Source organism: Psychroserpens luteolus, assembly GCF_021032705.1.
Classification (GTDB): domain Bacteria; phylum Bacteroidota; class Bacteroidia; order Flavobacteriales; family Flavobacteriaceae; genus Psychroserpens; species Psychroserpens luteolus.
In genome coordinates this window covers 364,142-390,714 of sequence record NZ_JAHVXI010000003.1, presented here as the reverse complement: position 1 = coordinate 390,714, position 26,573 = coordinate 364,142, and the positions used below count along the sequence as shown (strand labels likewise).

The 26,573-nt window shown below is 36.1% G+C and carries 25 protein-coding genes; 9 read left to right on the top strand and 16 right to left on the bottom strand.

From position 1 onward, the window contains the following. Nucleotides 1-137: 137 nt before the first annotated feature. A complete protein-coding gene (guaB, locus tag KWG70_RS10675) occupies nt 138-1,610 on the top strand; it encodes an IMP dehydrogenase (RefSeq protein WP_230936011.1) in 1,473 nt (490 codons plus the stop codon). Between the two features lie 2 nt (nt 1,611-1,612). Here the strand turns inward: guaB and KWG70_RS10670 are convergent, their stop codons facing one another. From KWG70_RS10670 to KWG70_RS10625, 10 genes are read right to left on the bottom strand one after another with little or no spacing between them, the layout of a single operon-like run. Then, nucleotides 1,613-2,356, bottom strand: a complete 744-nt coding sequence (locus tag KWG70_RS10670) for a L,D-transpeptidase family protein (protein ID WP_230936010.1) — start codon at nt 2,354-2,356, stop codon at nt 1,613-1,615. A gap of 60 nt (nt 2,357-2,416) precedes the next feature. Continuing rightward, nucleotides 2,417-3,289 carry a ketopantoate reductase C-terminal domain-containing protein gene (locus KWG70_RS10665; RefSeq protein WP_230936009.1) on the bottom strand — a complete coding sequence of 291 codons (873 nt, stop codon included), beginning with the start codon at nt 3,287-3,289 and terminating at the stop codon, nt 2,417-2,419. Beyond that, entirely contained in the window at nt 3,289-3,645 is a 357-nt protein-coding gene (locus tag KWG70_RS10660) for a VOC family protein (protein ID WP_230936008.1), read from the bottom strand. The genes KWG70_RS10665 and KWG70_RS10660 overlap by 1 nt, the downstream gene beginning before the upstream one ends. Nucleotides 3,646-3,657: 12 nt before the next feature. Continuing rightward, entirely contained in the window at nt 3,658-4,206 is a 549-nt protein-coding gene (locus KWG70_RS10655) for a mechanosensitive ion channel domain-containing protein (protein WP_230936007.1), read from the bottom strand. 49 nt (nt 4,207-4,255) lie between these two features. Next, nucleotides 4,256-5,206: a septum formation inhibitor Maf gene (locus KWG70_RS10650; RefSeq protein ID WP_230936006.1), complete on the bottom strand. Its 951-nt coding sequence runs from the start codon at nt 5,204-5,206 to the stop codon at nt 4,256-4,258. 40 nt (nt 5,207-5,246) lie between these two features. Continuing rightward, nucleotides 5,247-5,834 carry a Maf-like protein gene (locus KWG70_RS10645; protein WP_230936005.1) on the bottom strand — a complete coding sequence of 196 codons (588 nt, stop codon included), beginning with the start codon at nt 5,832-5,834 and terminating at the stop codon, nt 5,247-5,249. Beyond that, nucleotides 5,827-6,756 carry a geranylgeranylglycerol-phosphate geranylgeranyltransferase gene (locus KWG70_RS10640; protein WP_262910626.1) on the bottom strand — a complete coding sequence of 310 codons (930 nt, stop codon included), beginning with the start codon at nt 6,754-6,756 and terminating at the stop codon, nt 5,827-5,829. The genes KWG70_RS10645 and KWG70_RS10640 overlap by 8 nt, the downstream gene beginning before the upstream one ends. Before the next feature lie 35 nt (nt 6,757-6,791). After that, nucleotides 6,792-7,322, bottom strand: a complete 531-nt coding sequence (locus KWG70_RS10635) for a KdsC family phosphatase (protein WP_230936003.1) — start codon at nt 7,320-7,322, stop codon at nt 6,792-6,794. Then, nucleotides 7,312-8,070: a Rossmann-like and DUF2520 domain-containing protein gene (locus KWG70_RS10630; RefSeq protein WP_230936002.1), complete on the bottom strand. Its 759-nt coding sequence runs from the start codon at nt 8,068-8,070 to the stop codon at nt 7,312-7,314. The genes KWG70_RS10635 and KWG70_RS10630 overlap by 11 nt, the downstream gene beginning before the upstream one ends. Nucleotides 8,071-8,090: 20 nt before the next feature. Beyond that, complete coding sequence (locus KWG70_RS10625) at nt 8,091-8,681, bottom strand: Crp/Fnr family transcriptional regulator (protein ID WP_230936001.1); 591 nt, start codon at nt 8,679-8,681, stop codon at nt 8,091-8,093. A gap of 74 nt (nt 8,682-8,755) precedes the next feature. Between KWG70_RS10625 and KWG70_RS10620 the strand changes: the two genes are divergently transcribed. The 3 genes from KWG70_RS10620 to ccsA all read left to right on the top strand — a co-directional run bounded on the left by KWG70_RS10620 (nt 8,756) and on the right by ccsA (nt 12,837). After that, nucleotides 8,756-9,040 carry a hypothetical protein gene (locus KWG70_RS10620; RefSeq protein WP_230936000.1) on the top strand — a complete coding sequence of 95 codons (285 nt, stop codon included), beginning with the start codon at nt 8,756-8,758 and terminating at the stop codon, nt 9,038-9,040. 15 nt (nt 9,041-9,055) lie between these two features. Then, nucleotides 9,056-9,460: a group III truncated hemoglobin gene (locus KWG70_RS10615; protein WP_230935999.1), complete on the top strand. Its 405-nt coding sequence runs from the start codon at nt 9,056-9,058 to the stop codon at nt 9,458-9,460. Nucleotides 9,461-9,558: 98 nt separating this feature from the next. Continuing rightward, nucleotides 9,559-12,837: a cytochrome c biogenesis protein CcsA gene (gene ccsA / locus KWG70_RS10610; RefSeq protein WP_230935998.1), complete on the top strand. Its 3,279-nt coding sequence runs from the start codon at nt 9,559-9,561 to the stop codon at nt 12,835-12,837. Nucleotides 12,838-12,848: 11 nt separating this feature from the next. Here the strand turns inward: ccsA and KWG70_RS10605 are convergent, their stop codons facing one another. Then, the gene (locus tag KWG70_RS10605; RefSeq protein WP_230935997.1) at nt 12,849-14,234 is read right to left on the bottom strand and encodes a glycoside hydrolase family 113; all 1,386 of its coding nucleotides are present in this window, start codon (nt 14,232-14,234) and stop codon (nt 12,849-12,851) included. 161 nt (nt 14,235-14,395) lie between these two features. On the opposite strand from KWG70_RS10605, the gene mscL reads away from it, so the two are divergent. Beyond that, nucleotides 14,396-14,836 carry a large conductance mechanosensitive channel protein MscL gene (gene mscL, locus KWG70_RS10600; protein WP_230935996.1) on the top strand — a complete coding sequence of 147 codons (441 nt, stop codon included), beginning with the start codon at nt 14,396-14,398 and terminating at the stop codon, nt 14,834-14,836. Nucleotides 14,837-15,288: 452 nt separating this feature from the next. Here the strand turns inward: mscL and KWG70_RS10595 are convergent, their stop codons facing one another. Beyond that, nucleotides 15,289-15,696, bottom strand: a complete 408-nt coding sequence (locus tag KWG70_RS10595; protein WP_230935995.1) for a DUF2452 domain-containing protein — start codon at nt 15,694-15,696, stop codon at nt 15,289-15,291. Nucleotides 15,697-15,790: 94 nt separating this feature from the next. On the opposite strand from KWG70_RS10595, the gene KWG70_RS10590 reads away from it, so the two are divergent. Continuing rightward, nucleotides 15,791-15,976 carry a hypothetical protein gene (locus tag KWG70_RS10590; protein ID WP_230935994.1) on the top strand — a complete coding sequence of 62 codons (186 nt, stop codon included), beginning with the start codon at nt 15,791-15,793 and terminating at the stop codon, nt 15,974-15,976. Between the two features lie 165 nt (nt 15,977-16,141). Continuing rightward, a complete protein-coding gene (locus KWG70_RS10585) occupies nt 16,142-16,657 on the top strand; it encodes a Pvc16 family protein (RefSeq protein WP_230935993.1) in 516 nt (171 codons plus the stop codon). A 106-nt stretch (nt 16,658-16,763) separates the two neighbouring features. On the opposite strand, the gene KWG70_RS10580 is transcribed toward KWG70_RS10585, so the two are convergent. The 4 genes from KWG70_RS10580 to KWG70_RS10565 form a co-directional block, all read right to left on the bottom strand. Beyond that, the gene (locus KWG70_RS10580; RefSeq protein ID WP_230935992.1) at nt 16,764-17,051 is read right to left on the bottom strand and encodes a DUF2188 domain-containing protein; all 288 of its coding nucleotides are present in this window, start codon (nt 17,049-17,051) and stop codon (nt 16,764-16,766) included. A 71-nt stretch (nt 17,052-17,122) separates the two neighbouring features. Then, nucleotides 17,123-17,953, bottom strand: coding sequence for a hypothetical protein (locus tag KWG70_RS10575; protein WP_230935991.1), 831 nt, complete (start codon nt 17,951-17,953; stop codon nt 17,123-17,125). Nucleotides 17,954-17,955: 2 nt separating this feature from the next. Further along, a complete protein-coding gene (locus KWG70_RS10570; RefSeq protein WP_230935990.1) occupies nt 17,956-18,900 on the bottom strand; it encodes a hypothetical protein in 945 nt (314 codons plus the stop codon). Between the two features lie 203 nt (nt 18,901-19,103). Then, nucleotides 19,104-19,769: an HAD family hydrolase gene (locus tag KWG70_RS10565; protein WP_230935989.1), complete on the bottom strand. Its 666-nt coding sequence runs from the start codon at nt 19,767-19,769 to the stop codon at nt 19,104-19,106. 700 nt (nt 19,770-20,469) lie between these two features. On the opposite strand from KWG70_RS10565, the gene KWG70_RS10560 reads away from it, so the two are divergent. Further along, nucleotides 20,470-21,876 carry an MATE family efflux transporter gene (locus KWG70_RS10560; protein ID WP_230935988.1) on the top strand — a complete coding sequence of 469 codons (1,407 nt, stop codon included), beginning with the start codon at nt 20,470-20,472 and terminating at the stop codon, nt 21,874-21,876. 232 nt (nt 21,877-22,108) lie between these two features. After that, on the top strand, nt 22,109-26,573 hold a 4,465-nt coding region (locus KWG70_RS10555), incomplete at its 3' end, for a beta strand repeat-containing protein (RefSeq protein ID WP_230935987.1).

Genomic DNA, 26,573 nt, shown 5'->3' with positions numbered 1-26,573 from the left:
AAGAAAAAGGGCAAAACCAACTGCAAACGTTGTCCTAGAATTTAATAAAACTCTTTTCCCTTAAGATTTAATAAAGTCTTAATACTATTCTCTATTTAAGTTGTATATTTGCATGCAATTATAACCGTAATTGCATCATGACAGCACACGAAAACAAAATTGTTGGAGAAGGTCTTACTTATGACGACGTACTCTTAGTTCCAGCATTTTCCGAAGTTTTACCAAGAGAAGTTAATATTCAAACCAAATTCACGCGTAATATTACTATAAATATTCCTGTGGTTTCTGCAGCTATGGATACTGTTACCGAAAGTAAAATGGCCATTGCCATGGCACAAGAAGGTGGTATTGGTGTACTTCATAAAAATATGACTATTGATCAACAAGCTCAAAAAGTACGAAAGGTTAAGCGAGCAGAAAGTGGTATGATCATAGATCCAGTAACGCTACCATTAACTGCTAAGGTTATAGATGCTAAACAAAGTATGGCCGAGCATAAGATTGGTGGTATTCCAATTGTAGACGATAATGGTAAATTAAAAGGTATTGTTACCAATCGTGATTTACGTTTTGAACATGCTAATGAAAGACCAATTGTTGAGGTTATGACAAGTGAGAACTTAGTAACATCTGCAGTGGGAACGTCTTTAAAAGATGCCGAAGAGATTCTTCAGAAAAATAAAATTGAGAAATTATTAATCGTAGATGATAATTACAAGTTAGTTGGTCTTATCACATTTAGAGACATTACTAAAGTTACTCAAAAACCAAATGCTAATAAGGATTCTTACGGAAGATTACGTGTCGCAGCAGCTATTGGAGTTACACCTGATGCTGTAGATAGAGCTTCGGCTTTAGTTAAAGCTGGTGTTGATGCTGTGATTATTGATACAGCTCACGGACATACAAAAGGCGTGGTTGCGGTACTTAAAGACATCAAATCAAAATTTCCAAATCTTGAAGTTATCGTTGGTAACATAGCTACAGGAGAAGCAGCAAAATATTTAGTTGAAGCAGGAGCTGACGCCGTTAAAGTTGGTATTGGACCGGGTTCCATTTGTACGACTAGAGTTGTTGCTGGTGTTGGGTTTCCTCAGTTTTCTGCAGTATTAGAAGTTGCTGCAGCCATTAAGGGTTCTGGTGTGCCAGTGATTGCCGATGGTGGTATACGTTACACTGGTGATATTCCTAAAGCAATTGCTGCTGGTGCAGATAGTGTGATGCTAGGCTCATTACTGGCAGGAACAAAAGAGAGTCCGGGAGAAACCATTATTTACGAAGGACGTAAGTTTAAATCGTATCGTGGTATGGGTTCAGTAGAAGCCATGAAACAAGGTAGTAAGGATCGTTATTTCCAAGATGTTGAAGATGATATCAAAAAATTAGTTCCTGAAGGTATTGTTGGTCGTGTGCCTTACAAAGGTGAGTTGTATGAAAGTATACATCAATTTGTAGGCGGATTAAGAGCTGGAATGGGCTATTGTGGTGCTAAAGACATTGCTACTTTAAAAGATACTGGACGCTTTGTGAAAATAACCGCTTCTGGTATTAATGAGAGTCATCCACATGATGTTGCGATTACTAAAGAAGCACCTAACTATTCGAGATAATATTATTTGAATATATAGTGTCCTTCTTCTGAAACTTCTATAGTGGGAACCGTTCTGTTGGTTTCAAAATAAGCATAACCTTCTTTTAAATTGGTCCAAAATTTTGAATGGTTACCAGAAATTGATGTGTCTTTAATATGTTTTTCGTAATTGTCTTCGTTTAAATAGAATGGAAATATATGAACAGGAATGCTGGTTTGTCCTGCATTTTTTGCTTCTACAGATAGAATATAGAGTTCTTCGATCCAGTCATCTGTAATTGGTATGCAGCCAACAGAAAAACAGGAACCATGTATAAAAATATCACCACCTAATCGATGATGATTAGACTTGATTTTATCTGAAGCATTTGGGTAATTTATACCTAACGATAAATGAAAGTTACTTTCAGGATTAAATCTGTCAATAACATAAAAACCTTCAGGAATTTGATAATCGCCTTGTTGTCGTTTTGGTCCTAAACCGCCAGAACTAAAGCAAAACGGATAAGAGGTAATTAATTTATAAGTAACATCTGTTTTTTCTTTAGCCCAAACTTCAATTTTTTCTTCAAGCTTGAACGCTCTAATATAGATTTCAGCATTAGAAATATTATGGGATTTGAGTAGTTTACTAATACATTTAGATTTGTCTTTGTATGCTTGTTTAACTCTAGGGTATTTTAATTGAGCGTCCTTAAAACTGAGTTGAGTTGAAAATGATGATATAATAAAGCAAGTGATAAGAACGGTAATAGTTTTTTTCATTATGATAAGTTAGTTTCTAATCATAACGTGAGTGCATCATCCTATATTATGTATGTTAACTTAAGACAATGCTCTAATAATCATATCATTTATTGGAGTGTCGATCTGATATGCTTTACCTAATTGTGAGATGATACCATTTTTGGCGCCTAGTTCTATAGGTTTACCATTGCGCATATCGGTAAGCATAGAACTCCCTTTTGCGTCGGGATAGTTCATTAATTTGCTTAGCATTTGATCTGTGAAGTCTTTTTCTATAATTGCACCATCAGCTTTGGCAACTTGAATGCTTTCGTTCATTAGCTCTCTATAGTCATGCTGTAGCTTTTCAGATTTAAATATATGGCAGGTATCATTATGTAAACATAATAAAGCGCCAAGTGTGGCACTTTCACAAAGCTTTTTCCAGCTTTCGGTTTTGAAATCTTCAACTTGGTTTATATTGATTTTAGAATGCTTAAAACGTAATTCAAACGCATTAGATAAATCATTTTGAGGAACAGTTAGAATAGGTGCGTTTAAATTTTGATAGAACCCTTCATTTCTAAGTTGTGTTGGCGCATCAATCATACATTCTAAAATATGGTCATCATCTGTAAAAGCTAATAGAGGATGCTTGAGTTGAAGTCCGTTTCTAATCACAGCAATTCTCGTATGAGGATGTATGAGTTTTGGAAACCAATCTTGAGCATCTTGATATTGATGTTCTTTTAGGCAGATGATTAGCCAATCTAATGGTATTGGTTTTGAGATTGTAGTTTTGATATCTACAGGTAGTTCAAATCGAAGACCGTCAGAAATTAGTTTTAAATGTGTGTGTTTTGTTCTGCTGAAATAGAACAGTTCATTTAAATTGTTTTGTTGTAGTTGATAGGAAATAACCGTTCCAATGGCTCCAATTCCTAATATACCTACCTGTTGTTTTGAATCCATTACTCAGCTTCAGGTTCACTCCAAATGGCGAGTTCATTTCCCGAAGGATCTAAGAAATGAAACCGTCTGCCTCCAGGGAAAGAGAAGATATCTACCGAAATTTTCCCACCACAGGCTATGACTTTGTCTTTAATTACTTCTAGGTCTTTATGATACAAAACAACTAAAACACCATTGACGATGTCTTCATCTGTTAGCTGAAAACCACCTTCAAGTCCGCTATCAGCAAATGCCGTATAGCCAGATCCATAATCGGTAAACGTCCAACCAAAAGCTTTGGTATAGAATGTTTTGATATGCTCAAGATTGTTAGCTTTTAGCTCTATATAGTTTATGTGGTTGTTTTTTGCACTCATAGTTTTGATGAATTAAATATAATCACTTCCATCGTCCTCTAAACTCTCAAAAGCATCTTTTTCAATTAAAGTAATCGCTTTTTGCAAGAGTAGATTATTTGGGTAAGTGACCAAATTGCCATTGTCTTTTCTCAAATGAATTTGAAACGAACGAATATCTTCAATGATAGCTTCAATTTCGTAGTCTTTATCATGTATTTTTATTTTATCTCCAATTTTATATGGAAATGAAAAGAACATTATTATTCCAGAAGTGACATTACTTAATATAGACCAAATGGCAAATAATCCAATCCCGATAACGGCAAAAACCGATGAAAATACTAAAGCCAGATCACTGGTACTTACGCCTAAAATAAAAGCTTCGATTAAGATCGCTATAAATAAAAATGAAATCGTTATATAACGTCCAACAAGTTTTGCACGTCCAACATGAATTTTTTTAGAATTTCCAATAACCCTAACAACTAATCGAGCTATTAATTGAATAATAAAGAAAATACCAAATACAATACATGAATTTATAATTTGTGTATGGTAGGTAGTAAAAAACTCTGACATAATTTTTGATTTACCAGTACAAAGATATAATAGTTCAACCTTGTATGTGCTATTCTAAACTAAGATCTTTTCTTAAATCACTATCAGTATTTGAGTTCTTGCTCCAATAAGGTGATTTGATCGTTTTTAATTTTGTAGCAACGGTAGTTAACGTTTTCGCGTTAATGCCATAACCATCTTTGTATGTCTCTTCCCATCCTAATACATCATATGGAAATTGTGCGTTAAAGTTAATTGCTAATGTACGGTTGAGTTCTGGATAAGAGATGCTATAAACACCATTTTTAAGTTCGGCAGTAGCATTATAAGCTTTGAGTTCTATATGTTTTAACCTTACATATTCTAGAGACGGAATGACTTTTAAATTTCCTACTGGCAAACTTTCAGGATCCAGTCTAAGTTGTGTCCATAATTCATTTTCTAGTATGGCTTTATCTAGTTTTATATCTTGATCGGCCTCACTCTCAAAATAACTATGCGACTTGATTTCAAACAAATCTCTATTATTTAATTGAGAGTACACATGACCACACCACTCTTGAACAGAGCAGCTTAATTTAATGGCATGTTTCGTATTGCTCACAGGATAAAATGTGGATTGCATAATGGAATACGGATATATTCCTGTATTGAATTTCTTAGTCGCATTGAGTTTTAATATAGATGTATTGCTTTTACTATATCTATCTGCCTTAACCTGTTTTTCAGGAAGGAAATCTTCAGTAACGTAGACTAAAACTGCTGTACCATCTCTAAGTTCTCCATATCGTGCTTGCTCTAACTTATAAGATGATATTTCAGCTTCACCAGCATACCAGTAGTTTTTAAAATCTTCAGATTGTTCGAAAGGTGATGTTGTAGGTAATTTTTCTGAAGACACTGGAGTTTCAGTTCGTAAAGCTTGGTCTGTATGTGTTTGTTTTTCACCGCAAGACACCAATGTTCCGAAGAAAAGAACAGTAATACATACGGGAATTTCTAATTTGAATATCTTGATCATGACTATAATTTTACTTTAGTATAAAATTACAACTGAAATCTTACAAAACCATGCTGTTTAACGTTTTATAAACGAGGTGTGTAGGCAAACCAACGACATTAGTATATGAACCTTCTATGTTGGTAATGCCTATTTGACCAATCCATTCTTGAATACCATAAGCGCCAGCTTTATCAAATGGTTTGTATGTATCTATGTAATAATTGATCTCACTTTTAGTAAGCGCTTTAAATGTGACTTTGGTAATGGCATTCACAGTTTTTTGAGAATGCAACATGGTAAAACATACCGATGTGATAACCTCATGAGACGTATCGCTCATAGAGGATAACATGTTAAACGCATCGTCGTGATTTTTCGGTTTACCAAGAGCTGTATCGTTATGCCAAACAATAGTATCACTAGTTATAAGGATATCATTATCATTTAACTCATCTTTAAATGGTAATGATTTAAGTTGTGCGAGATAATCACTAATTTCAAAGTGACGTAGTCGGTTTGGATATTCCTCTTTTACAGGCTTTAACCGAATTTCAAAAGTAAGTCCTAAATCTTTAAAAAATTGCTGACGTCTGGGAGAACCTGATGCCAGAATAATATTAAAGTTATTTAGTTTTGTGTCAAGCATTGCCGTTTAAATTAATAATAAAAGGATAGAGAAGCAAAGATAAGATGCCAAAGAGCATTATTAATTTATAAATAGTACTAATATGTTTGTAATGCTGTTGATGTTCTGCTCCAAAAATCTTAATCGTTGCATAAATAAGAGGCGCAATGATACATAGTAAAAAATAGCCAATAGCAACCTGATATTGATACAAATACGTAATCACAAAATAGATAACTGCACCAATAGGAATCATACTTACAGCAAATGCAATTTTTGTCGCTCGATCTCGACCTAAAACAATAGGTAAGGTATTCATGCTGGCTTTATAATCACCATCTACATCCTGAATATCTTTAATGATTTCCCGAATCAAATTAATTAGAAATGCAAATATGGCATAGTCGATTAACTTATCTAAAAATGGAGATAAGAGGGGTTTGTTCTCTGGAACCATAACTGGTAATATATCAAATATACCAACGACAAGTAAACTCATAGCGACCAAAAATGAAATGAGAATATTTCCAAAAAGCACTGTGCCTTTTAAATAAGAGGCATACATATAAAGCGCGATTGAAATCATGACAAATATTGAAAAGAATGAACTTTTTCCAACACTATGCGATAAATAAAGGCTTAATAGTATACCAATAATGTTTAATGCGAAAAACAGATTATAAGCGAGCTTTTCTGATACGTGCTTTCCAATAAGAACTTTATCAGGTTTGTTAATTGTATCGGTTTCGACATCGTAAATGTCATTAATTATATTTCCGGCTGCTGCAATACAAATAGTGGCAACAACTAGAATTATAAAATGTAATGTATCAAGAGCTGTAAGGGCATTAAAATGTTCAAAAAAAGCATATTTAATAAGCATTTGCGCAATGATAATCATGACCAAGTTTTGCCAGCGAATAAGATTTAAAATGCTTTGCATCGAAGAGTAGAGGTATGGTTAGTTATGTTGTTTAATTAATCGTATTTCGCATCAAAGTTTCCGTCCCATTTGCCTTGAACTTTCATGACTTGCTCGATGATATCTCTAACAGCACCTTTTCCACCATTTTTATGAGAAATGTATTGACTAATACCTTTGACTTCAATGGCAGCGTCTTGTGGGCAACACGCCAAGCCAACTAATTTCATTACAGGAATATCAGGAATATCATCACCCATATACAACACATTTTTTGTATCAATATTGTTTTGCGATAGATAGTCGTTAAATTGATTGACCTTTTGGTGTGCGCCTAAATAAATATCTGTAATACCTAAACCTTCCAAACGTTTTTGAACACCTAGATTACTACCACCAGAAATAATACAAATCTTAAACCCAGCATCTTTAGCAGTTTTTAGGGCATAACCGTCTTTAATATTCATGCGTCTTAGCATGTCTCCATTAGTCATAACGGTTACAGTACCATCGGTAAGAACACCATCAACATCAAAAATGAAAGTGCTTATATTTTCTAAGTATTCTTTATAACTTTTATCGTCCATGTGTGTTTTTTATTGAAGCGGTTAATAGCTTGTATAGATCTTTATGGTGTTCGTTATCAAGTAACTTTAAATGTCGCTTGATTGTTTTTTTATCGTTGCGTTTTGCTGGGCCAGTTTGTGCCTTATAAGGTGAATGGTCTTGTACTTTGTTTGCTGTTTCTAGTATAAGTGGTTTTAGTAAATCAAACTCTGCTCCTTGTGATTCTGTGATTTCATGGGCGACGCGATACAATTGATTCGTAAAATTATTGACAAATACTGCTGCGAGATGCAAGGCTGCGCGTTGATCACTATTAACACGTTTTGTAATAGAACTTATGGCTGTTGCCAGATTTTTAAGTGCCATATAATCTTTCTTCATCAAGGTTTCCAAACAAATTGGGACTTGAGAGAAATCAATATTAGCCGATTTAGAAAAGGTTTGTAATGGATAAAACACACCACGTCTGTTCTTTTTATCCAGATCGTAAGCACTTACACTTCCAGAAGTGTGAACGACAAAACGATTTTCAAATGGCAATTGTTCAGAAAGCTCGGCTATGGCATCATCATTAACTGCAATAATGTAGATATCTGCTTCAACAAGCTGACTTAAGTCATCTGTAATAGCAACGTCTGCTTTATAGGCTTCTAAAGACTTGATATGTCGATTATAACGTTGCTTAACGCTAACGGTTTCCGAAGAAACAAATGCTTTATATAAATGATGAGCAACATTACCTGCTCCTAAAATCACTACTGAAATCATGCTGCTAAAATAAGGATAATTTAGAGATATACTTTTCGGTCTCGTATACTTAATTTATTGTTTTTTTCTAGTTTCTTTATGGATCTAATAACCGTTTCAACTCGTAAACCTGTAAGATTTGAAATGTCTTGTCTGGTTAACTCAACTTCATAGTCTTGCATCTCATTTCCGAAGTTATTTTTTAAGTGCTCAAGTAAAGTCATGATGCGATGTTCTGGAGGATGAATAGACACTTCTTTCATGATTTTGGCTTTGTATATCATACGTTTACAAAGCAATTTTGTAAAGCTTAAGTGGATATCTGGATGTGCTTTAAGCAAATCAAAGAATGTGTCTTTTGGTAATATGTAAATGGAAGACTCTTGTACACACAATGCTGTGGCTGGATACTTAAAATCACCAAACAAAGGCGGCTCACCAAAAGCATTACCATCATAAAAAATGCCTTGAGCAAACTCTTTACCGTCTTCAGATAGATTGATCATTTTTACGCTTCCCGAATTAATTTGATAGTAAAATCTCGGCGTATCTAATTCTTCAAAAACAGTAGTGTCTTTAGTGTACGTTTTGAGCTTAGCGTTATAAGTTTCTAATAATTCTACAGGGATCATAGGCTTATGATTTCAATCATAAAAGAACAAAGATAATTGTAACAATTTTGCGTTAACAATTTAAACAAAAAAAGATGACACTTTACAATAAATGGTTAACAGATTTTAAAGAGCATTTAATCCTGTATGTTCCTCTCAGTATCATTTTACAGAGTTGTTTAGGCTCTATCTCTATTTTCTATTTAACACAAATGCCTTACAGTACAAGTTCATTAATTAGAGTTACTCTATGCACTATTGTTTGTATGTGTTATAATGCCTCCATTATGGCACAATTAAAGACGACATGGATCTTTAATTTGCTCATCATTAGTTTGGTAACTAACATTGTATTACTACTTACATATCCTGTATTATAAATACTATCTTTGATTATGGCACAGAAAGACATTCAAACAAGAGACGATATATTTTTATTGGTAACTAGGTTTTACGAAAAAGTAAGGGCAAATGATGTGTTAGGACCTTTTTTTAATGATACGATAAAGGATTGGGATGCACATTTACAGCGATTAACAACCTTTTGGGAAACGAGTTTGTTTATGACTCGGAAGCTCAAAGAGAAATACTATGGCAATCCATTAGAAGCACACATAAAGGTAGATCAACAATTTGATAATAGTATTACAGAACTTCATTTTGGAATCTGGCTTAACCTTTGGTATGAGACTTTAGATGAGTTGTTTACTGGTGAAGTTACCGAGAATGCCAAACGCAGATCTAGAAAAATGGGAACCTTTATTTATCTCAAAATTTTTGAAGCTAGACAGGCTAATTAATGCTTGTTTTTATTTAACACATTTTTGGTGTCAATTGTCCAAGTCTAAACGAACTAAATTGGTTATCTTTGCACAACAAAAAAATAAGCCTTCTTGCTATGCAAAAGAAACTTGCTAACATTCTCTTTTCTACACGTCTTACTGGTATTTTATTTATTGTTTATGCTGTTGCTATGATAACAGGTACGTTTTTAGACGCTGGTCAAGAAACATCGCCAACACCATTTACAAGACATTACATATATAATGCCTGGTGGTTTGAAGCCATTATGGTACTTTTTATGATTAATTTCATCGGAAATATCTTTAGATACAGATTACTCAGAAAAGAAAAGTGGGCAACACTTATCTTGCATTTGGCCTTTATTTTTATTCTGATTGGTGCCGGAATTACAAGATATGTAGGTTTTGAAGGTTGGATGCCAATTAGAGAAGGGGAAACTCAAAATACCTACCTCACGCGAGATATTTATATCACAGCATTTATTGATGGCGATCTAGTTGTTGACGGACAACAGCAGCGTCGTGTGGTACAAGAGCGTGTCGATTTTTCTGAACGTTTAGCTAATGATTTTGAAGTCAATACCGAATACAACGGCACACCAGTGTCTATTGAAGTGAAGAAGTTTGTTAAAGATGCCGAATTAGATATTATTCCGGGAGATGAAGGTGATCGATACCTAAAATTAGTAGAAGCAGGCAATGAAGCATCTCATAGTCATTTTATAAAAGATGGAGATGAAGCACTTATTCATAATGTTGTCTTTACGTTGAATAGCCCTAAGAATGGCGCCATCAATATAACGACAGAAGGCAACCAAATTTTTATTGAGTCTCCTTTTGAGGGCGACTATAGGACCATGGCGACTCAAGCGACAGGGAAACTCATTAAAGATTCGATACAACCATTAGCCTTGAGATCAACTTATCAAATTGGTAATATGACTATGGTATTTCCAAATCCAGTGCTGCAAGGGAAATTTGGTGTGGTGAAAAAATCTCAACTATTAAGAAGTAGAGAAGATGGTATCGTCGTCGATGTTACGGCCAATGGCGAAACAAAAACCTTAAATCTTTTAGGCGGACAATACGTTAACGGCCGATTTGAACAAGTAAATCTTGGTGGTTTAGATGTTGCCGTAAAGTATGGGTCTATTGTTAAAGAACTACCATTTAGTATAAAACTCAACGACTTTATTGCCGAACGTTATCCTGGCACAGAAGATAATTTTTCAGCTTTTGCTAGCGAAGTTACTGTTGTGAAACCTAATGAAGAGGCTTATGATTACCGCATCTTTATGAATAATATCTTAGATGAAGGTGGCTATCGTTTCTTTCAGGCGAGTTTCTACCCAGATGAAAAAGGAACCAAGCTTTCAGTAAACCATGATCAATGGGGAACTTGGGTAACTTATTTTGGATATATGCTTTTATACTTTGGCTTAATGGCGATTTTATTTGATCGTAATACGCGCTTCGCAGATTTAAAGAAAATGCTGAGAAAAGTAAAAGAGAAAAGATCTGAGATGCTTACAATAGTCTTACTCTGTTTTGGATTATTTGGTTTTGCACAAGAGGAACATTCGGAAAACGATGGTCATAATCATGGACCAAGTACAACAACTACACAAACAAAAATACAACGTCCGACAAAAGCAACTATTGATTCTGTGATTAGAGCCAATATTGCACCTAAAGCGCATTCGGATCAATTTGGAGAATTGGTAATACAGGACTATAGCGGACGAATGATGCCAATGAATACCTTTGCGTCCGAAGTATTACGTAAGCTAAGTAAACGTGATCACTACGAAGAATTTGATGCGAATCAGGTGTTACTATCCATGCAGGAAAGTCCGTTATTTTGGTATAACGTTCCTATTATCTATTTACCAAAACGAAAAGGGGATTCAATTAGAAATATCATCGGTGTTTCAAAAGATAAAAAGTATGTGTCGATTACCGATTTTCTAACGGATGATGGTCGTAATAAACTTGGACCTTACCTCGAAGAGGCTTACGCAGCTGAGGTGCCTAACGGTTTTCAGAAGGAATTTAAAGAAGCGTATGATCGTATGAGTTTACTCTTTAATACACTCGATGGTCGCTCACTTAAAATATTTCCTATTCCTGGTGATGAGAAGAATACATGGATTTCACCAGTAGAATATAATGAGCAGTACAAACCTCAAATAAAGGATTCTATCTACGGAAAATATATCCAAAACAGTTTTGGGTTCTACTTGGGAGAATTATACAAAGCAAAACAAAGTGGAGATTTTGAATTGGCTAATAAATTATTGAGCGGATTTAAAAGTAGTCAGTCCAAATTAGGTACTGAAGTTATGCTAACTGACGACAAGATTAAAACAGAGATTCTCTACAATAAGTATGATATCTTTAAGAAGCTATTTAGCTGGTATATGTATGCAGGAACCTTATTGTTTGTTTTACTAATTATTCAAATATTTAGTAGTAAGAGTAAATTTGTTGATGTTAGTGTTAAAGTATTAGGTTATACTATTTTAGGCTTGTTCTTGTTACATACTGCAGGTTTAATTGTACGCTGGTATATTTCTGGTCATGCACCTTGGAGTGATGCCTACGAATCGATGATCTATGTGGCTTGGGCAACCATGTTATTTGGATTGTTACTATCTAATTCGGTAAGTTCTAATTTTATTTCCATTCTTAAGGGGCTTTTTAGTGGAAAGAATACGTCGTATTTAACGACAGCAGCTGGAGCATTCGTGACGTCTATGATTTTAATGGTAGCACATTGGAACTGGATGGACCCAGCCATTGCGAATCTGCAACCTGTTTTAGATAGTTACTGGTTGATGATTCACGTTGCTGTAATCGTAGCGAGTTATGGACCATTTGCTTTAGGAATGATTTTAGGAATAACAGTCTTACTACTTATGGCCTTTACCACAAGTTCTAATAAAGACAAAATGCTAATCAATATTAAAGAGCTCACCATCATAAATGAAATGGCCTTAACGGTTGGTTTGGTGATGTTAACCATTGGAAATTTCCTAGGAGGTATGTGGGCCAATGAAAGTTGGGGACGTTATTGGGGCTGGGATCCAAAAGAAACTTGGGCACTGATTAGTATTATGGCTTATGCGTTTGTGATTCATATGCGATTAATCCCTGGACTTCGAGGTCGTTACGGATTTAACCTCGCATCAATCATTTCATTTTCATTTATATTGTTTACCTATTTTGGTGTGAATTTCTACCTCTCTGGATTACATTCGTATCAAAGCGGGCAACAAATCTTAAGTTATCAATATATTGCCATAGCCTTAGGAGCGGTTACTATTCTTGGATTCTTGGCGTATCGTAAATACACGAAATATTACAGAAAGTAAATAGGGTTTTACTAATCGATTACTTTTTTAAACTCCTTGGCAATAACATTAAGCGCTGGTTTTCCTTGAACCACAAAGGCATTATTATTACCATCGCTATCATTGCTGGACGATTGCCATTCCCATAAATGCACACCTTCTAACCATGGTTTTTGCCATATGGTATTAAAAAAAGCTTGGTAGCACAAGGCTTGTGTGCGCTTAGAGATTTTTTTATGAAATGAATTGCTCAGGTTATTCCATTCCCAGGGTTTAATACCAGCATCTGCTGTGGATTTATAACCTAATTCGGTAAAGAGAATTGGCTTTTTATATTTTTTATGCAGAACTTCTAAATCGGATGTGTGTTGTTCCCAACCATTTTCAAGTTCTGACAATTCAGGATTTTCGTTTTTTGCAATCGGATAATAAGCTTGAACACCAATAAAGTCTAGAGCAGCCCAAAACGGAATATCATCAACCTCCTGATTCCAGTTAGCACCATAAGTTAGTTTTCCAGAATAGATGGTTCTAATTTTAGAAATAAGCGTGTGCCATCGCTCAGGTTGCTCTAAAACGGTTTTATGTAATTCGGTACCAATGCAAAACAATTCGATATTTAACGTTTCCGCTAGAGTCGCATAGTCCAACATATATTGGCTATACTCTTCAAACCACTGATCCCATTCTTTTTCGGTAGACATATTAATATCTGATCGCCAGGCGCCATTCTCTCGGTTTTGAAGCCAGATATGTGGTTTTAGCATGATTTTAAATCCGTAAGCCTCAGCACGCTGTTTTATACTTTTCCAATATTGAAGTCTTCCATTTGCATCGTCAAGAACAGATCGTTTTCTTAAGGAAGGTTTATCATAATACTCCTGAGAAATAAAAGGCACATAGGTCAACCATTCGACATTATTGGTTTTTAAAATTTCAAATGAAAGCGAATCATTTGCACGTCCAAAAACGTGAAAGCCGCGTTGCTTTTTGTCTTTCGCATATAGGTTTCTAATACTAGACCCTTTGTTTTCAATACTATAATCCCAAACGTAGTCGAAGTTTTCGGTTAATCGGTATTGGCTGATACTTTCCTTAGCAACCCAAATAACAAGCGCAGGCAACAGTATTTTTAAACCGATGCCTTTTAGCAGACCTGAGGTTTTTCGTTTTTTATAATCTCTTACAATTGAGCGAATAAGTAAGAACAAAAAGTAGGGCAGGAGCAATACAAAATACGTTGGTATAAATTTGAAGAAGCGTCCAAGTACTTGAAAAAAAATGGAGGTCCGATTGCTATTCTCTAAATCACTAATAAGTACAATAACCAAAACGAACACAATTAAGGCAAGAATACCTATGACATACCATAGCAGGAATTGTTTTATAAGTTTTAAAAAGCCTCGTCGTGTCTTCATCAATTACAGTTTCTGAAAAGTAAATTAAAAATACAATTATCTGCTTAAATCTGGCGCATATCCTAATGGATTAACAGTAACAGCCTACAAAACCAATATAACTATTGTATCTCATAGCAGATTGAAATACCTTTGACATCGTGTAATTAAAATACGATGCAATGAAGTTTTTAAAGGAATTCAAAGAGTTTGCAGTTAAAGGAAATATGATGGATATGGCTATTGGTATCATTATAGGAGCCGCATTCAATAAAGTGATAGATGTGCTGGTAAAAAAGATATTTATGCCACCATTAACCTTAATGACCGACGGACTCAACTTTCAAGATCAGAAATATGTGATGAGAGATGCGGTTACTAATGCAGAAGGTCAGATTACAGTGGAGGAGGTCGCTATTGAATATGGAGTGCTCTTTGAAACCTTTCTGGACTTTGTTATTGTTGGACTTACAGTCTTTTTAGTAGTTAAAGCGATGAATCGATTGAGAAGTAAAGCCCAAGACCCAAAAAATGAGGTCGTCGCGACACCTAAAGATATTGAGTTGCTTTCAAAACTCACCGATTTAATGGAAGAGCAAAATGCGTTGTTGAAAGGGAAATAAACTTTTCTTTTGTTCATTTTTTTCTTGATAAAAAAACGAACCAAAAAAATCAAAATCGTTTGTTAGGAATTACTCATTGAATTAATTTGTTTTTCATAAGTATTCGTGAATGCTTCGCATTTACTGCGTAACGCTCGCTTTTTTTTTAGATGGCATATGCTTATTCATTATAGTATCTGATTGTTTCCAAGTGTCGTCTTTTAAATTTAAAATAGTTGCTCACTATTTCTTAAAACGATTATTAAAGTCTAGATTGATAATAACTGCCCTAAGTTTAAAGCTTGGGACCCAATCGAAGTAGAAAGCGTTAAAAACAAAAATCTGTTTGAGATTTTGCGAGTAGCAAAATGGAGTTATTTTTGTTTAGCTTTCAATTCGGAATTGGGTAAGATTTAAAATTAAGGCTAGATTTTTTTGTTTCTTTTTTCATCAATGGAAAAAAGAAAATAGAATTAGTTATCAACTTTTTTCCAAATCAGTTCACTATTTAAAAGAAAGCTCCCCATAAAATCAAAATTACAATCACTAGGTGCAATAATCGATAAGAAGGGTTTCTCCTGTGTATCGCGATAGAGATGATAGGTCTCGCCAACGATTGGCTCAAAATTGTAGCGTGCATTATAGACAAGATTATTGTATTCTAGCTCTTGCATCATTTTATCATACTCGGCTTTAAGTTCTAGGTACTTGGCCTGAATCTGCTTATTGGCCTTATTGATGTTGCGATTTTTCCACGTAGAATTGCCAGTGACTTGAATCGCAGGTGCACCAACATTGGTGGCATAGGGTTTTATAGACGCATCGTAGCGTTGCGTGTCTTCATTAAATACGATCTGGTCTGGTTTTTTGTCTGTAGCCATAGAAGCAAAATTATTTTGCAAAGATAAAGTTCATAAACGTTAACAAGACGTTAAAATTTTCACTAACTTAGAGCAATCAACCAATCAATTGATAATGAATTTAATAAAAAAGTTAGGACCTGCTAATATCTTTATGCTGGTGCTTTGTGCACTTATTATTATTGTAGCCGAGTACTTATTTTTAAAAGGCGATCAATTACACGCCATATTTATAGGACTTTGGGCACCAACACTTTTAGGAATAGTCATCTTTATAAAACAAATAAAAAATGGACGCTAACGATATCGTATTATACTTTTCAGGGTTTGTGTCTGTTTGCGTTGTCATTTGGGCCATCTGGTTGATTCGCGCTTATGATAAGGTGGATCGGGATAATAGGTGAACTTCTCTAAACAGCGGCCAACACAATCAAATACACCTTTTCGCATTATAAAGCCAATACACATGATACTAGACAGCTTACGTTTTATCAATACCATTTTAAATAGGGTACTCCAAAATGAACTGGGTGTGCCACCTCCAATTATGAGTTTGGGAGGTGTAAACACATCATCGGTGCAAACGCCATTGCGGTTAACCTTGGTTAATATTGACCCTGAGCATGCACATCATGTAGCTATTGGTAGAACGCGTTCGGCAACTAGTGCGCCTACACAAAAACAACTATATATCTTGATTTCTACCAATCCTGAGGTATCCTATGAGGAAGCGCTTAAATTATTGGAAGCCACTACCAATTGGTTAGATCAAAATCAACTCTTAAACCGACAAGTCCATTCAGACTTACCAGAGCCTATAGAACGTATAACTATTGAAAGTTATACACAAACTTTAGATGGACAAGCATTACTTTGGCAAGGATTAGGCGCAGGGTACCAGCCTTCAGCAGTGTATAAATTACGTGTCATGGTAAGCTCTGATGACGGTAGTACTAAAGATCTACCTTCTGTTAAAGGTTAGGGGTTTGTATTGGTATGCGTCATACTTTGTTGCATGTGGTTAATTCGGACTTATGATATGGTGGATTGGGATTATAGATGAATTATTTCGGTAGACTTTCATATTGCTAATCCCCATAACTAACCCGATCCCGAATCCCACCACTTTCACGATGAATAATCACATCAGCTTTATAACGTTTCGCTAAAGTTTTGGCTTTACGTATCGCAGTACTTTGCTTGCGGTGTTTGGAGGTGATACGTTGATTACCTTCACGTCGTACAGCCCAGCCATCTTCATAAGGCACAACATGTTGGTGCCAGGTACGTTTGCGTTTGGTATCATAACCAAGGGCTTTGAGAATAGCCTGAATGAGTTTTTGGATATCGTCTGCAATGGTATTTCGTTTGGCCATGATTATAGTTTAGTCTTACGCTGTTAAAATAATAAAAGCACTCCAGTAAACAAGGACCAAATAATTAATATTTAATTTTCCTGTATTAAATAAAAGTTAGGTAAGTATTTTATTCTTTTTTTTGACATTTTATAATCTTTATCAAAATTATTAAATGAAAAAGAGAGCTCGACCTTATCTTTTTTGACAAACAACTTTAAGGTATCAACAACTTTTGGATTGACGCTTTCCATGTTATTCGACCCATGATAGTAGGATATACTATAATCTCTCTTGTGGTATGAAAACTGCTGCTTGAATACTTTGTCTAATGATATGGGTTTGAAAATCGTATAATTATTTTCTGCTGTAGCTACATTGGCCTTAGTAAATAATAGTTCTTTGCTAAATACTTGAGGGTCATAATGCAGAATAATATCTTCGGAATCATTATGACTAGGAAAGTGAATCACATTTTCAATGTCATCTATTTTACCAATATAGGCGAATTCTATTTGATCTAGAACAATATTGTTTTCATAGAATTTTGGATCATTAAGAAAACCACTATGTTGACTTATGTATTTATGAGAAAAGGTCGTTAGATAAATAATAAGATCTGTTTTCTTATGTTTTAGAAGATAGAGCTCTTCAACCTTTTTCATGTTTGAAGATAATTCACTATTGTAAAAGTCAGATGGGCATTCACAAAATCGATCCTTAGGATCATCTACTTGAAGCTTTTCGCAAATATTAAAAACGTAGATATCAAAACCATTAAGAGCAAACGATTTTAAAGGTATTTTTGTTTTGACTTTCGTTTTTCTATCCTCTTGTAAATAATAACTATCGCTAACCAGTTTTAACCCAGTTCGGCAAGATAAAAAAGCCAATATCAGTATCATGTATGCTATTTTTTTCATCGTTATAGTTTTGAGTTATTATATTCATGTCTGATTCCAAACATCCAACGTGATTTTGTAAAATAATCAGGATGATAGGGCACATTAGTAGTAAAATGCAGAAAATCTTGAAGATCGATCCGGTTTTTATTATACCAGGAAATGCTTCCGCCAAAACCATTATCTAAATTTGAAAAGTTTAAACGCCAGCGCTGTTGATTATATGTAAATTGAGTTGTATCGTAGTAATTGATAAAATCTATTTGTAAATGTTCACCAACATCAAAAGCATATTCTTGATATCCTGTATACTTATGATAGCTTAATTCGATAAGATTTAAAACGTCATTTATATAACCATGATAGCTTAACACTAATCCTCCAGTATAATATCGATCTCTGTTGTCACCTGCCCAACCCAAAACAGGACCACCATCATTATAATAACTAATTTGAAATCTGCCTGCGATGTTTAAATTAAAAAAACCTGTTCGCTGAAGGATATTGTCTTGCACTAAAATTAGATTCATACCATAGCTGATAGATGATTTAAATGGATTTTGTAACGGGTTAGCGGTAAATTCGGCAAAATGATAAAGTGGTACTGGTCTCACTAGTGGGTTGAAATCTAACTTATCTAATTGAAAGGTCGCTGTGGTATTAAGGAAGGTGTGTGCTTGAATTTTGTACCATTTTTTACTTTGATTAGCACCAACCATACCTTTATTAAAAAGTAATATACCTCCGTGAATTGACGGCGTAATACCATAATCATCATTAATTGAAGCATTATAACCTACGCCACCCGTAATACTTAATTTAAAATCTGGTCTGTTTTTGTGCAATAACTCTATAGTTAACTTGGTTCCAATACCATAAGAAAAATCTGAGCTGGAAAAAGAAAAGTCGTTTTGAGCAACCAATAGAACAGGCATTAACAGTATCGAAAGTATAAATTTAGTTTTCATCAAGCTGGTTTAGTTAGTATATTAACAGTATAAAGATAATAGCAAAACACATTAGAAAACATACCCAATGTTGGGTAAAATATGAGATGCTAATTATAGATAGCTATTAGTCTTTCAGTAATGTCTATAGTCTAGTTAATACAAACTACAAAGCTAGTACCTGCTTGTAGGGAAGTTATATAAAGATATAAAAATTTTCGTACTTAGGCCGTTGCAAGTTTTGCTTTTAAACGATCAAAACTAATATCAGCAAAATCTGAAACCACCAAATCGGCTTTGGAGTAATCCTGATCTTCACTATGCAAGCTATCGTAGCCAATGCAATAGATATTAGCGGCTTTCGCAGCAGCAATTCCATTGGTAGAATCTTCTATCACAAAACAGTCTTTTGGATCGTGACCAGACAATTCAGCAGCTTTTTCAAAAATTTCAGGATGTGGTTTAGATTGTTTAAGATCAGCACCAGAAATCTTCGCCACAAAATATTGGTCCAAGTCAAAACGCTCAAAAACACGATTGATATTGACCATCGACGCCGAAGAGGCCAGAACTAAAGCCATACCATGACTATAATAATCTTTGATGAGGTCTAATACACCATCTAATAAATGTAAAGAGGTATCAGTGTCAAAAAGGTGTTTAAAATGATGACGTTTGATATCGACTAAGGTTTGCGGACCTAAAGGTAAATCGAAATGCGATATGAGTTGTTTACAAATCTCTAAAGTAGACTGACCCGTAAATGAGGCATAGAGTTCGTCTGAGACTTGGATGTTGACATCGTCAAACATTTGATAGTAGGCTTTATTGTGCAATGGCTCGGAGTCTACAACTACACCGTCCATATCAAATAAGGCAGCTTTGAACATATTGGTTGAATTAATTAGCACAACGAATATATGTAAATACATATTGATAATCAATACATTCTGTAGACAAATGTATAGACAAGGCGTTGAGGTGCGTTTAAGTTCGACGAAGTGTCACAAGCTTTAAATTTCGGATAATAATTGTCTTGTTTGCCCAATATAGCCGTTTTAAGAAATAGTGAGCAACTATTTTAAATTTAAAAGATGACATTAGGACACAGTCAGATATTATAATCAATAAGCATATTTCATTTATATAAAGAGCGAGCGATACGCAGTAATTTCCTAACAAACGGTTTTGATTTTTTGGTTCGTTTTGTATCAAGACAAAATGAATGAAAGAATTAATTAATCAATTTTTCATTGCTAAAAAAAGTATCAGAAAACTTTAAAACCTGGGTTTTCGGCATTCAAGTTTCTACACGCTGGTTAAATAAAATGAACTCGCTGCACTCAAACAGCATTTCATTTTTTAACGGCATCTACTTTGTGTTGCCGCTCGTCTGCTAAATCTTAGGGTCGATTTTAGAGTATAAGAAAAAAGAATAAAATTCAATTTTTTGATATTTAAAAAGAAAATTGCATCTTTGACTCATGATTGTTTAAGCTCACACTTCGCCATACATCACTTACTACAGTGATTTTATAGTAGCCATTAGCATTTTTGCTTTTGGTAGTTTTCATATTTCAACTAACAATCATGTCAAAATCAAACATATCAATCCCACAATTTTTTAAATACCTTAAACAAGCAGTTTCTGGTAAAGAGCAAGAATTTACATCAGGTAGTATTCGAAAAGCAGTCTTTATGCTATCCATTCCTATGATTCTGGAAATGCTCATGGAATCCATTTTCGCTGTTGTCGATATCTTCTACGTATCAAAGGTGAGTGTAAACGCTGTCGCAACCATCGGTTTAACCGAATCTGTTGTGACACTCGTTTATGCCGTTGCTATTGGTCTTAGTATGGCAGCAACGGCTATTGTTGCACGTCGTATTGGTGAAAAAGATGAGGAAGGTGCTTCACGAGCCGCTGTTCAAGTGATTATTTTGGGTATAGCTGTCGCTGCTGTTATTAGTGTGATCGGCATCCTATTTCCGAAGGAAATTTTAGGACTTATGGGAGGTGAACCCGATCTTATTGCTGAAGGTTACGGTTATACACAAGTGCTTTTGGGTGGAAATGTGACCATAATGTTACTGTTTTTGATCAATGCGATATTTAGAGGTGCTGGCGATGCATCGATTGCGATGTGGACGTTGATTTTATCTAACGGGCTCAACATTATCCTTGATCCAATGTTTATTTTTGGATTCGGTCCCATACCAGCTTTTGGTGTTGAAGGTGCCGCCATTGCAACGACAATTGGTCGTGGATCTGCAGTCATATTCCAACTGCTAGTACTGTTCTATGGCTGGAGTAAAATTAAAGTCAGATTTAAAGATGTCGTCCTTAGAGTGGGTGTGATGCTCAACTTGATCAAAGTCTCTTTAGGAGGTATCGGACAGTTCCTTATCGGAACATCATCTTGGGTCTTCTTAATGCGTATTATGAGTGAATTCGGAAGTGAGGTTCTCGCAGGTTATACCATAGCTATTCGTGTGATGATGTTTACCTTTATGCCTGCTTGGGGAATGAGTAATGCTGCAGCAACCTTAGTAGGACAAAACTTAGGAGCAAAACAGCCAGATCGTGCCGAACAATCGGTTTGGAAAACAGGGAAATACTGCGCCTATTTTATGGGAATTGTCTCAGTCGCTTATCTCGTTTTTGCACCTCAAATTATTTCGTGGTTTACTCAAGAGCCTAATGTGGTCGAAAATGGAAGTCTCTGTTTACGAGTGATTGCTGCTGGCTATATTTTCTATGCCTACGGAATGGTAGTCATTAATTCATTCAATGGTGCCGGAGATACAATAACGCCAACTATTATCAATTTTATATGTTTCTGGTTGTTCCAGTTACCTTTCGCTTATCTCATGGCCATCACCTTTGATTTTGGTCCAATGGGTGTGTTTTTAGCTATCGTTTTGGCAGAAGTTTTAATCTCTATTATTGCTATTGTCTGGTTTAAAAAAGGACGTTGGAAATTGAAACAAGTTTAGTTGGTATTTTAACGGTTATTTTGTAAATTATATACCTGAAAATCAACGTTAAAAGTGAATTTTGGTAGTTTGGCGAATAATTTGCTAGATACTGTTGTTTCGTCTTACTTTTAATAATCCCTACATTGATTAATAGCCCAAATTTAGTGAACAAATTTACAGTCTTAGTGATTCTTTCCGCTCAAGGTTAGTCATTTATGCCTGTAATTTAATCTACTTATTAAAGTTATTAATGATGAAAGGAGTACGTTTAATTGTATACGCTTTTGCGTTTTTTATCTTCGGAAATATAGCCTCAAATGCCCAATCTGGAATTTATGAGAGTTATGCTATTTTAGATACAGGATCTGGAAATACCTATTACGATCTACAAGCCACAACCGCAAATATCGATTTTGATGGAGCAAACCTAGGAACGTTCACACCTACTAGTACATTCATATTAAATGGCGCTCAGAATAAGGTATACAAATGTGGTGTGCATAATATATTTAATGGTTGGTTTAACTATAGAGTTTATTTGGCTTCGGCTACTCCTCCAGTTTTTACATCATCTGCAATTCTATTTGGGGCAAATGACCCTACATCTAATTTTTGTGGAGGCACTAGTACTGATCAAACTTGGGAGTCTTCAGGAGCTGGTATAAATATTATTAACGGATTACCTTCTGGAGATTATATTATTGAAATGTATACGCATGCAGATTATGATAGTGATATTACCGTAGGAACAAATTCTGATTTGGACGGAACACATTTTGCAAATAATGATCCGGATGGAGCTGGACCTATTGCACCAAATAACTATAAGGCACTATTCAGAATGGATAATCCGCCTACAGCTGTATGTTCTAATTTTACAGCGCAATTGGATGCTACTGGTAATGTAACTATAACAGCTGCCAATGTAGATGGAGGTAGTACTGATGATTTTGGAATTGCCAGTTTAAGTGTGTCTCCTAATACTTTTAATTGTACTAATCTTGGAAATAATACAGTCACATTAACGGTTACTGATACTAGCGGACAAACAGATACCTGTACGGCAACTGTTTTAGTTGAAGATAGTTTGGCTCCAATACCAGACGTTGCTAATTTATCAGATGTCACAGCCGAATGTGAAGTTACTAGTTTAACAGCTCCAACTGCTACTGATAATTGTGGAGGGACTGTAACAGTGACCAATGATGCTACCTTACCAATTTCAACTCAAGGAACGACTGTGGTAACATGGACTTATGACGACGGAAATGGTAATACTAGCACGCAAACACAAAATGTGGTTATTGATGATATTTCAGATCCAACCATACCAACACTGGCTGATGTGACAGGTGAATGTTCAGCCACAGCAACCGCTCCAACAACAAGTGATAACTGTTCAGGAACACTAACAGGCACAACATCCGATGCACTGACTTATAACACCCAAGGAACCTTTGTGATCAACTGGACCTTTGATGATGGCAATGGTAATGTAATTGTCGTACCACAAAATGTGATTGTCGATGATGTCACAGATCCAACCATACCAACACTGGCTGATGTGACAGGTGAATGTTCAGCCACAGCAACCGCTCCAACAACAAGTGATAACTGTTCAGGAACGCTAACTGGAACCACCAGTGACGCACTGATTTATAACACCCAAGGAACCTTTGTGATTAACTGGACCTTTGATGATGGAAATGGTAATGTGATTGTTGTACCACAAAATGTGATTGTTGATGATGTTACAGATCCAACCATACCAACACTAGCTGATGTGACAGGCGAATGTTCAGCCACAGCAACCGCTCCAACAACAAGTGATAACTGTTCAGGAACGCTAACAGGAACAACCAGTGACGCACTGACTTATAACACCCAAGGAACCTTTGTGATTAACTGGACCTTTGATGATGGAAATGGTAATGTGATTGTCGTACCACAGAATGTGATTATCGATGATGTCACAGATCCAACCATACCAACACTAGCTGATGTGACAGGCGAATGTTCAGCCACAGCAACAGCACCAACAACAAGTGATAACTGTTCAGGAACGCTAACAGGAACCACCAGTGACGCACTGACTTATAACACCCAAGGAACCTTTGTAATCAACTGGACTTTTGATGATGGAAATGGTAATGTGATTGTCGTACCACAGAATGTGATTGTCGATGATGTCACAGATCCAACCATACCAACACTGGCTGATGTGACAGGTGAATGTTCAGCCACAGCAACAGCGCCAACAACAAGTGATAACTGTTCAGGAACGCTAACAGGCACAACATCCGATGCACTGACTTATAACACCCAAGGAACCTTTGTGATCAACTGGACCTTTGATGATGGAAATGGCAATGTGATTGTCGTACCACAGAATGTGATCGTTGATGATGTCACAGATCCAACCATACCAACACTGGCTGATGTGACAGGTGAATGTTCAGCCACAGCAACAGCACCAACAACCAGTGATAATTGTTCAGGAACGCTAACAGGAACCACTAGTGACGCACTGACTTATAACACCCAAGGAACCTTTGTGATCAACTGGACCTTTGATGATGGAAATGGTAATGTGATTGTCGTACCACAAAATGTGATTGTGGATGATGTCACAGATCCAACCATACCAACACTAGCTGATGTGACAGGTGAATGTTCAGCCACAGCAACAGCACCAACAACAAGTGATAATTGTTCAGGAACACTAACTGGAACCACTAGTGATGCACTGACTTATAACACCCAAGGAACCTTTGTGATCAACTGGACCTTTGATGATGGCAATGGTAATGTGATTGTCGTACCACAGAATGTGATTGTTGATGATGTCACAGATCCAACCATACCAACACTAGCTGATGTGACAGGTGAATGTTCAGCAACAGCAACAGCACCAACAACCAGTGATAACTGTTCAGGAACACTAACAGGAACCACTAGTGACGCACTGACTTATAACACCCAAGGGACATTTGTAATCAATTGGACCTTTGATGATAGTAATGGCAATGTGATTGTCGTACCACAGAATGTGATTGTTGATGATGTCACAGATCCAACCATACCAACACTAGCTGATGTGACAGGTGAATGCTCAGCCACAGCAACCGCACCAACAACAAGTGATAACTGTTCAGGAACGCTAACAGGCACAACATCTGATGCACTAACATATAACACCCAAGGAACCTTTGTGATCAATTGGACCTTTGATGATGGAAATGGTAATGTGATTGTCGTACCACAGAATGTGATTGTCGATGATGTCACAGATCCAACCATACCAACACTAGCTGATGTGACAGGTGAATGTTCAGCCACAGCAACAGCACCAACAACCAGTGATAATTGTTCAGGAACGCTAACAGGAACCACTAGTGACGCACTGACTTATAACACCCAAGGAACCTTTGTGATCAACTGGACCTTTGATGATGGAAATGGTAATGTGATTGTCGTACCACAAAATGTGATTGTGGATGATGTCACAGATCCAACCATACCAACACTAGCTGATGTGACAGGTGAATGTTCAGCCACAGCAACAGCACCAACAACAAGTGATAATTGTTCAGGAACACTAACTGGAACCACTAGTGATGCACTGACTTATAACACCCAAGGAACCTTTGTGATCAACTGGACCTTTGATGATGGAAATGGTAATGTGATTGTTGTACCACAAAATGTGATTGTCGATGATGTCACAGATCCAACCATACCAACACTAGCTGATGTGACAGGTGAATGTTCAGCAACAGCAACCGCTCCAACAACCAGTGATAATTGTTCAGGAACACTAACAGGAACCACTAGTGACGCACTGACTTATAACACCCAAGGGACATTTGTAATCAATTGGACCTTTGATGATAGTAATGGTAATGTGATTGTCGTACCACAGAATGTGATTGTTGATGATGTCACAGATCCAACCATACCAACACTGGCTGATGTGACAGGTGAATGTTCAGCCACAGCAACCGCTCCAACAACAAGTGATAACTGTTCAGGAACACTAACAGGCACAACATCCGATGCACTGACTTATAACACCCAAGGAACCTTTGTGATCAACTGGACCTTTGATGATGGAAATGGTAATGTGATTGTCGTACCACAAAATGTGATTGTGGATGATGTCACAGATCCAACCATACCAACACTAGCTGATGTGACAGGTGAATGTTCAGCCACAGCAACAGCACCAACAACAAGTGATAATTGTTCAGGAACGCTAACTGGAACCACCAGTGATGCACTGACTTATAACACCCAAGGAACCTTTGTGATCAACTGGACCTTTGATGATGGAAATGGTAATGTGATTGTCGTACCACAGAATGTGATTATCGATGATGTCACAGATCCAACCATACCAACACTGGCTGATGTGACAGGTGAATGTTCAGCCACAGCAACCGCTCCAACAACTAGTGATAACTGTTCAGGAACACTAACAGGAACAACCAGTGACGCACTGACTTATAACACCCAAGGAACCTTTGTAATCAATTGGACCTTTGATGATGGCAATGGTAATGTGATTGTCGTACCACAGAATGTGATTGTCGATGATGTCACAGATCCAACCATACCAACACTAGCTGATGTGACAGGTGAATGCTCAGCCACAGCAACAGCGCCAACAACAAGTGATAACTGTTCAGGAACGCTAACAGGAACCACTAGTGATG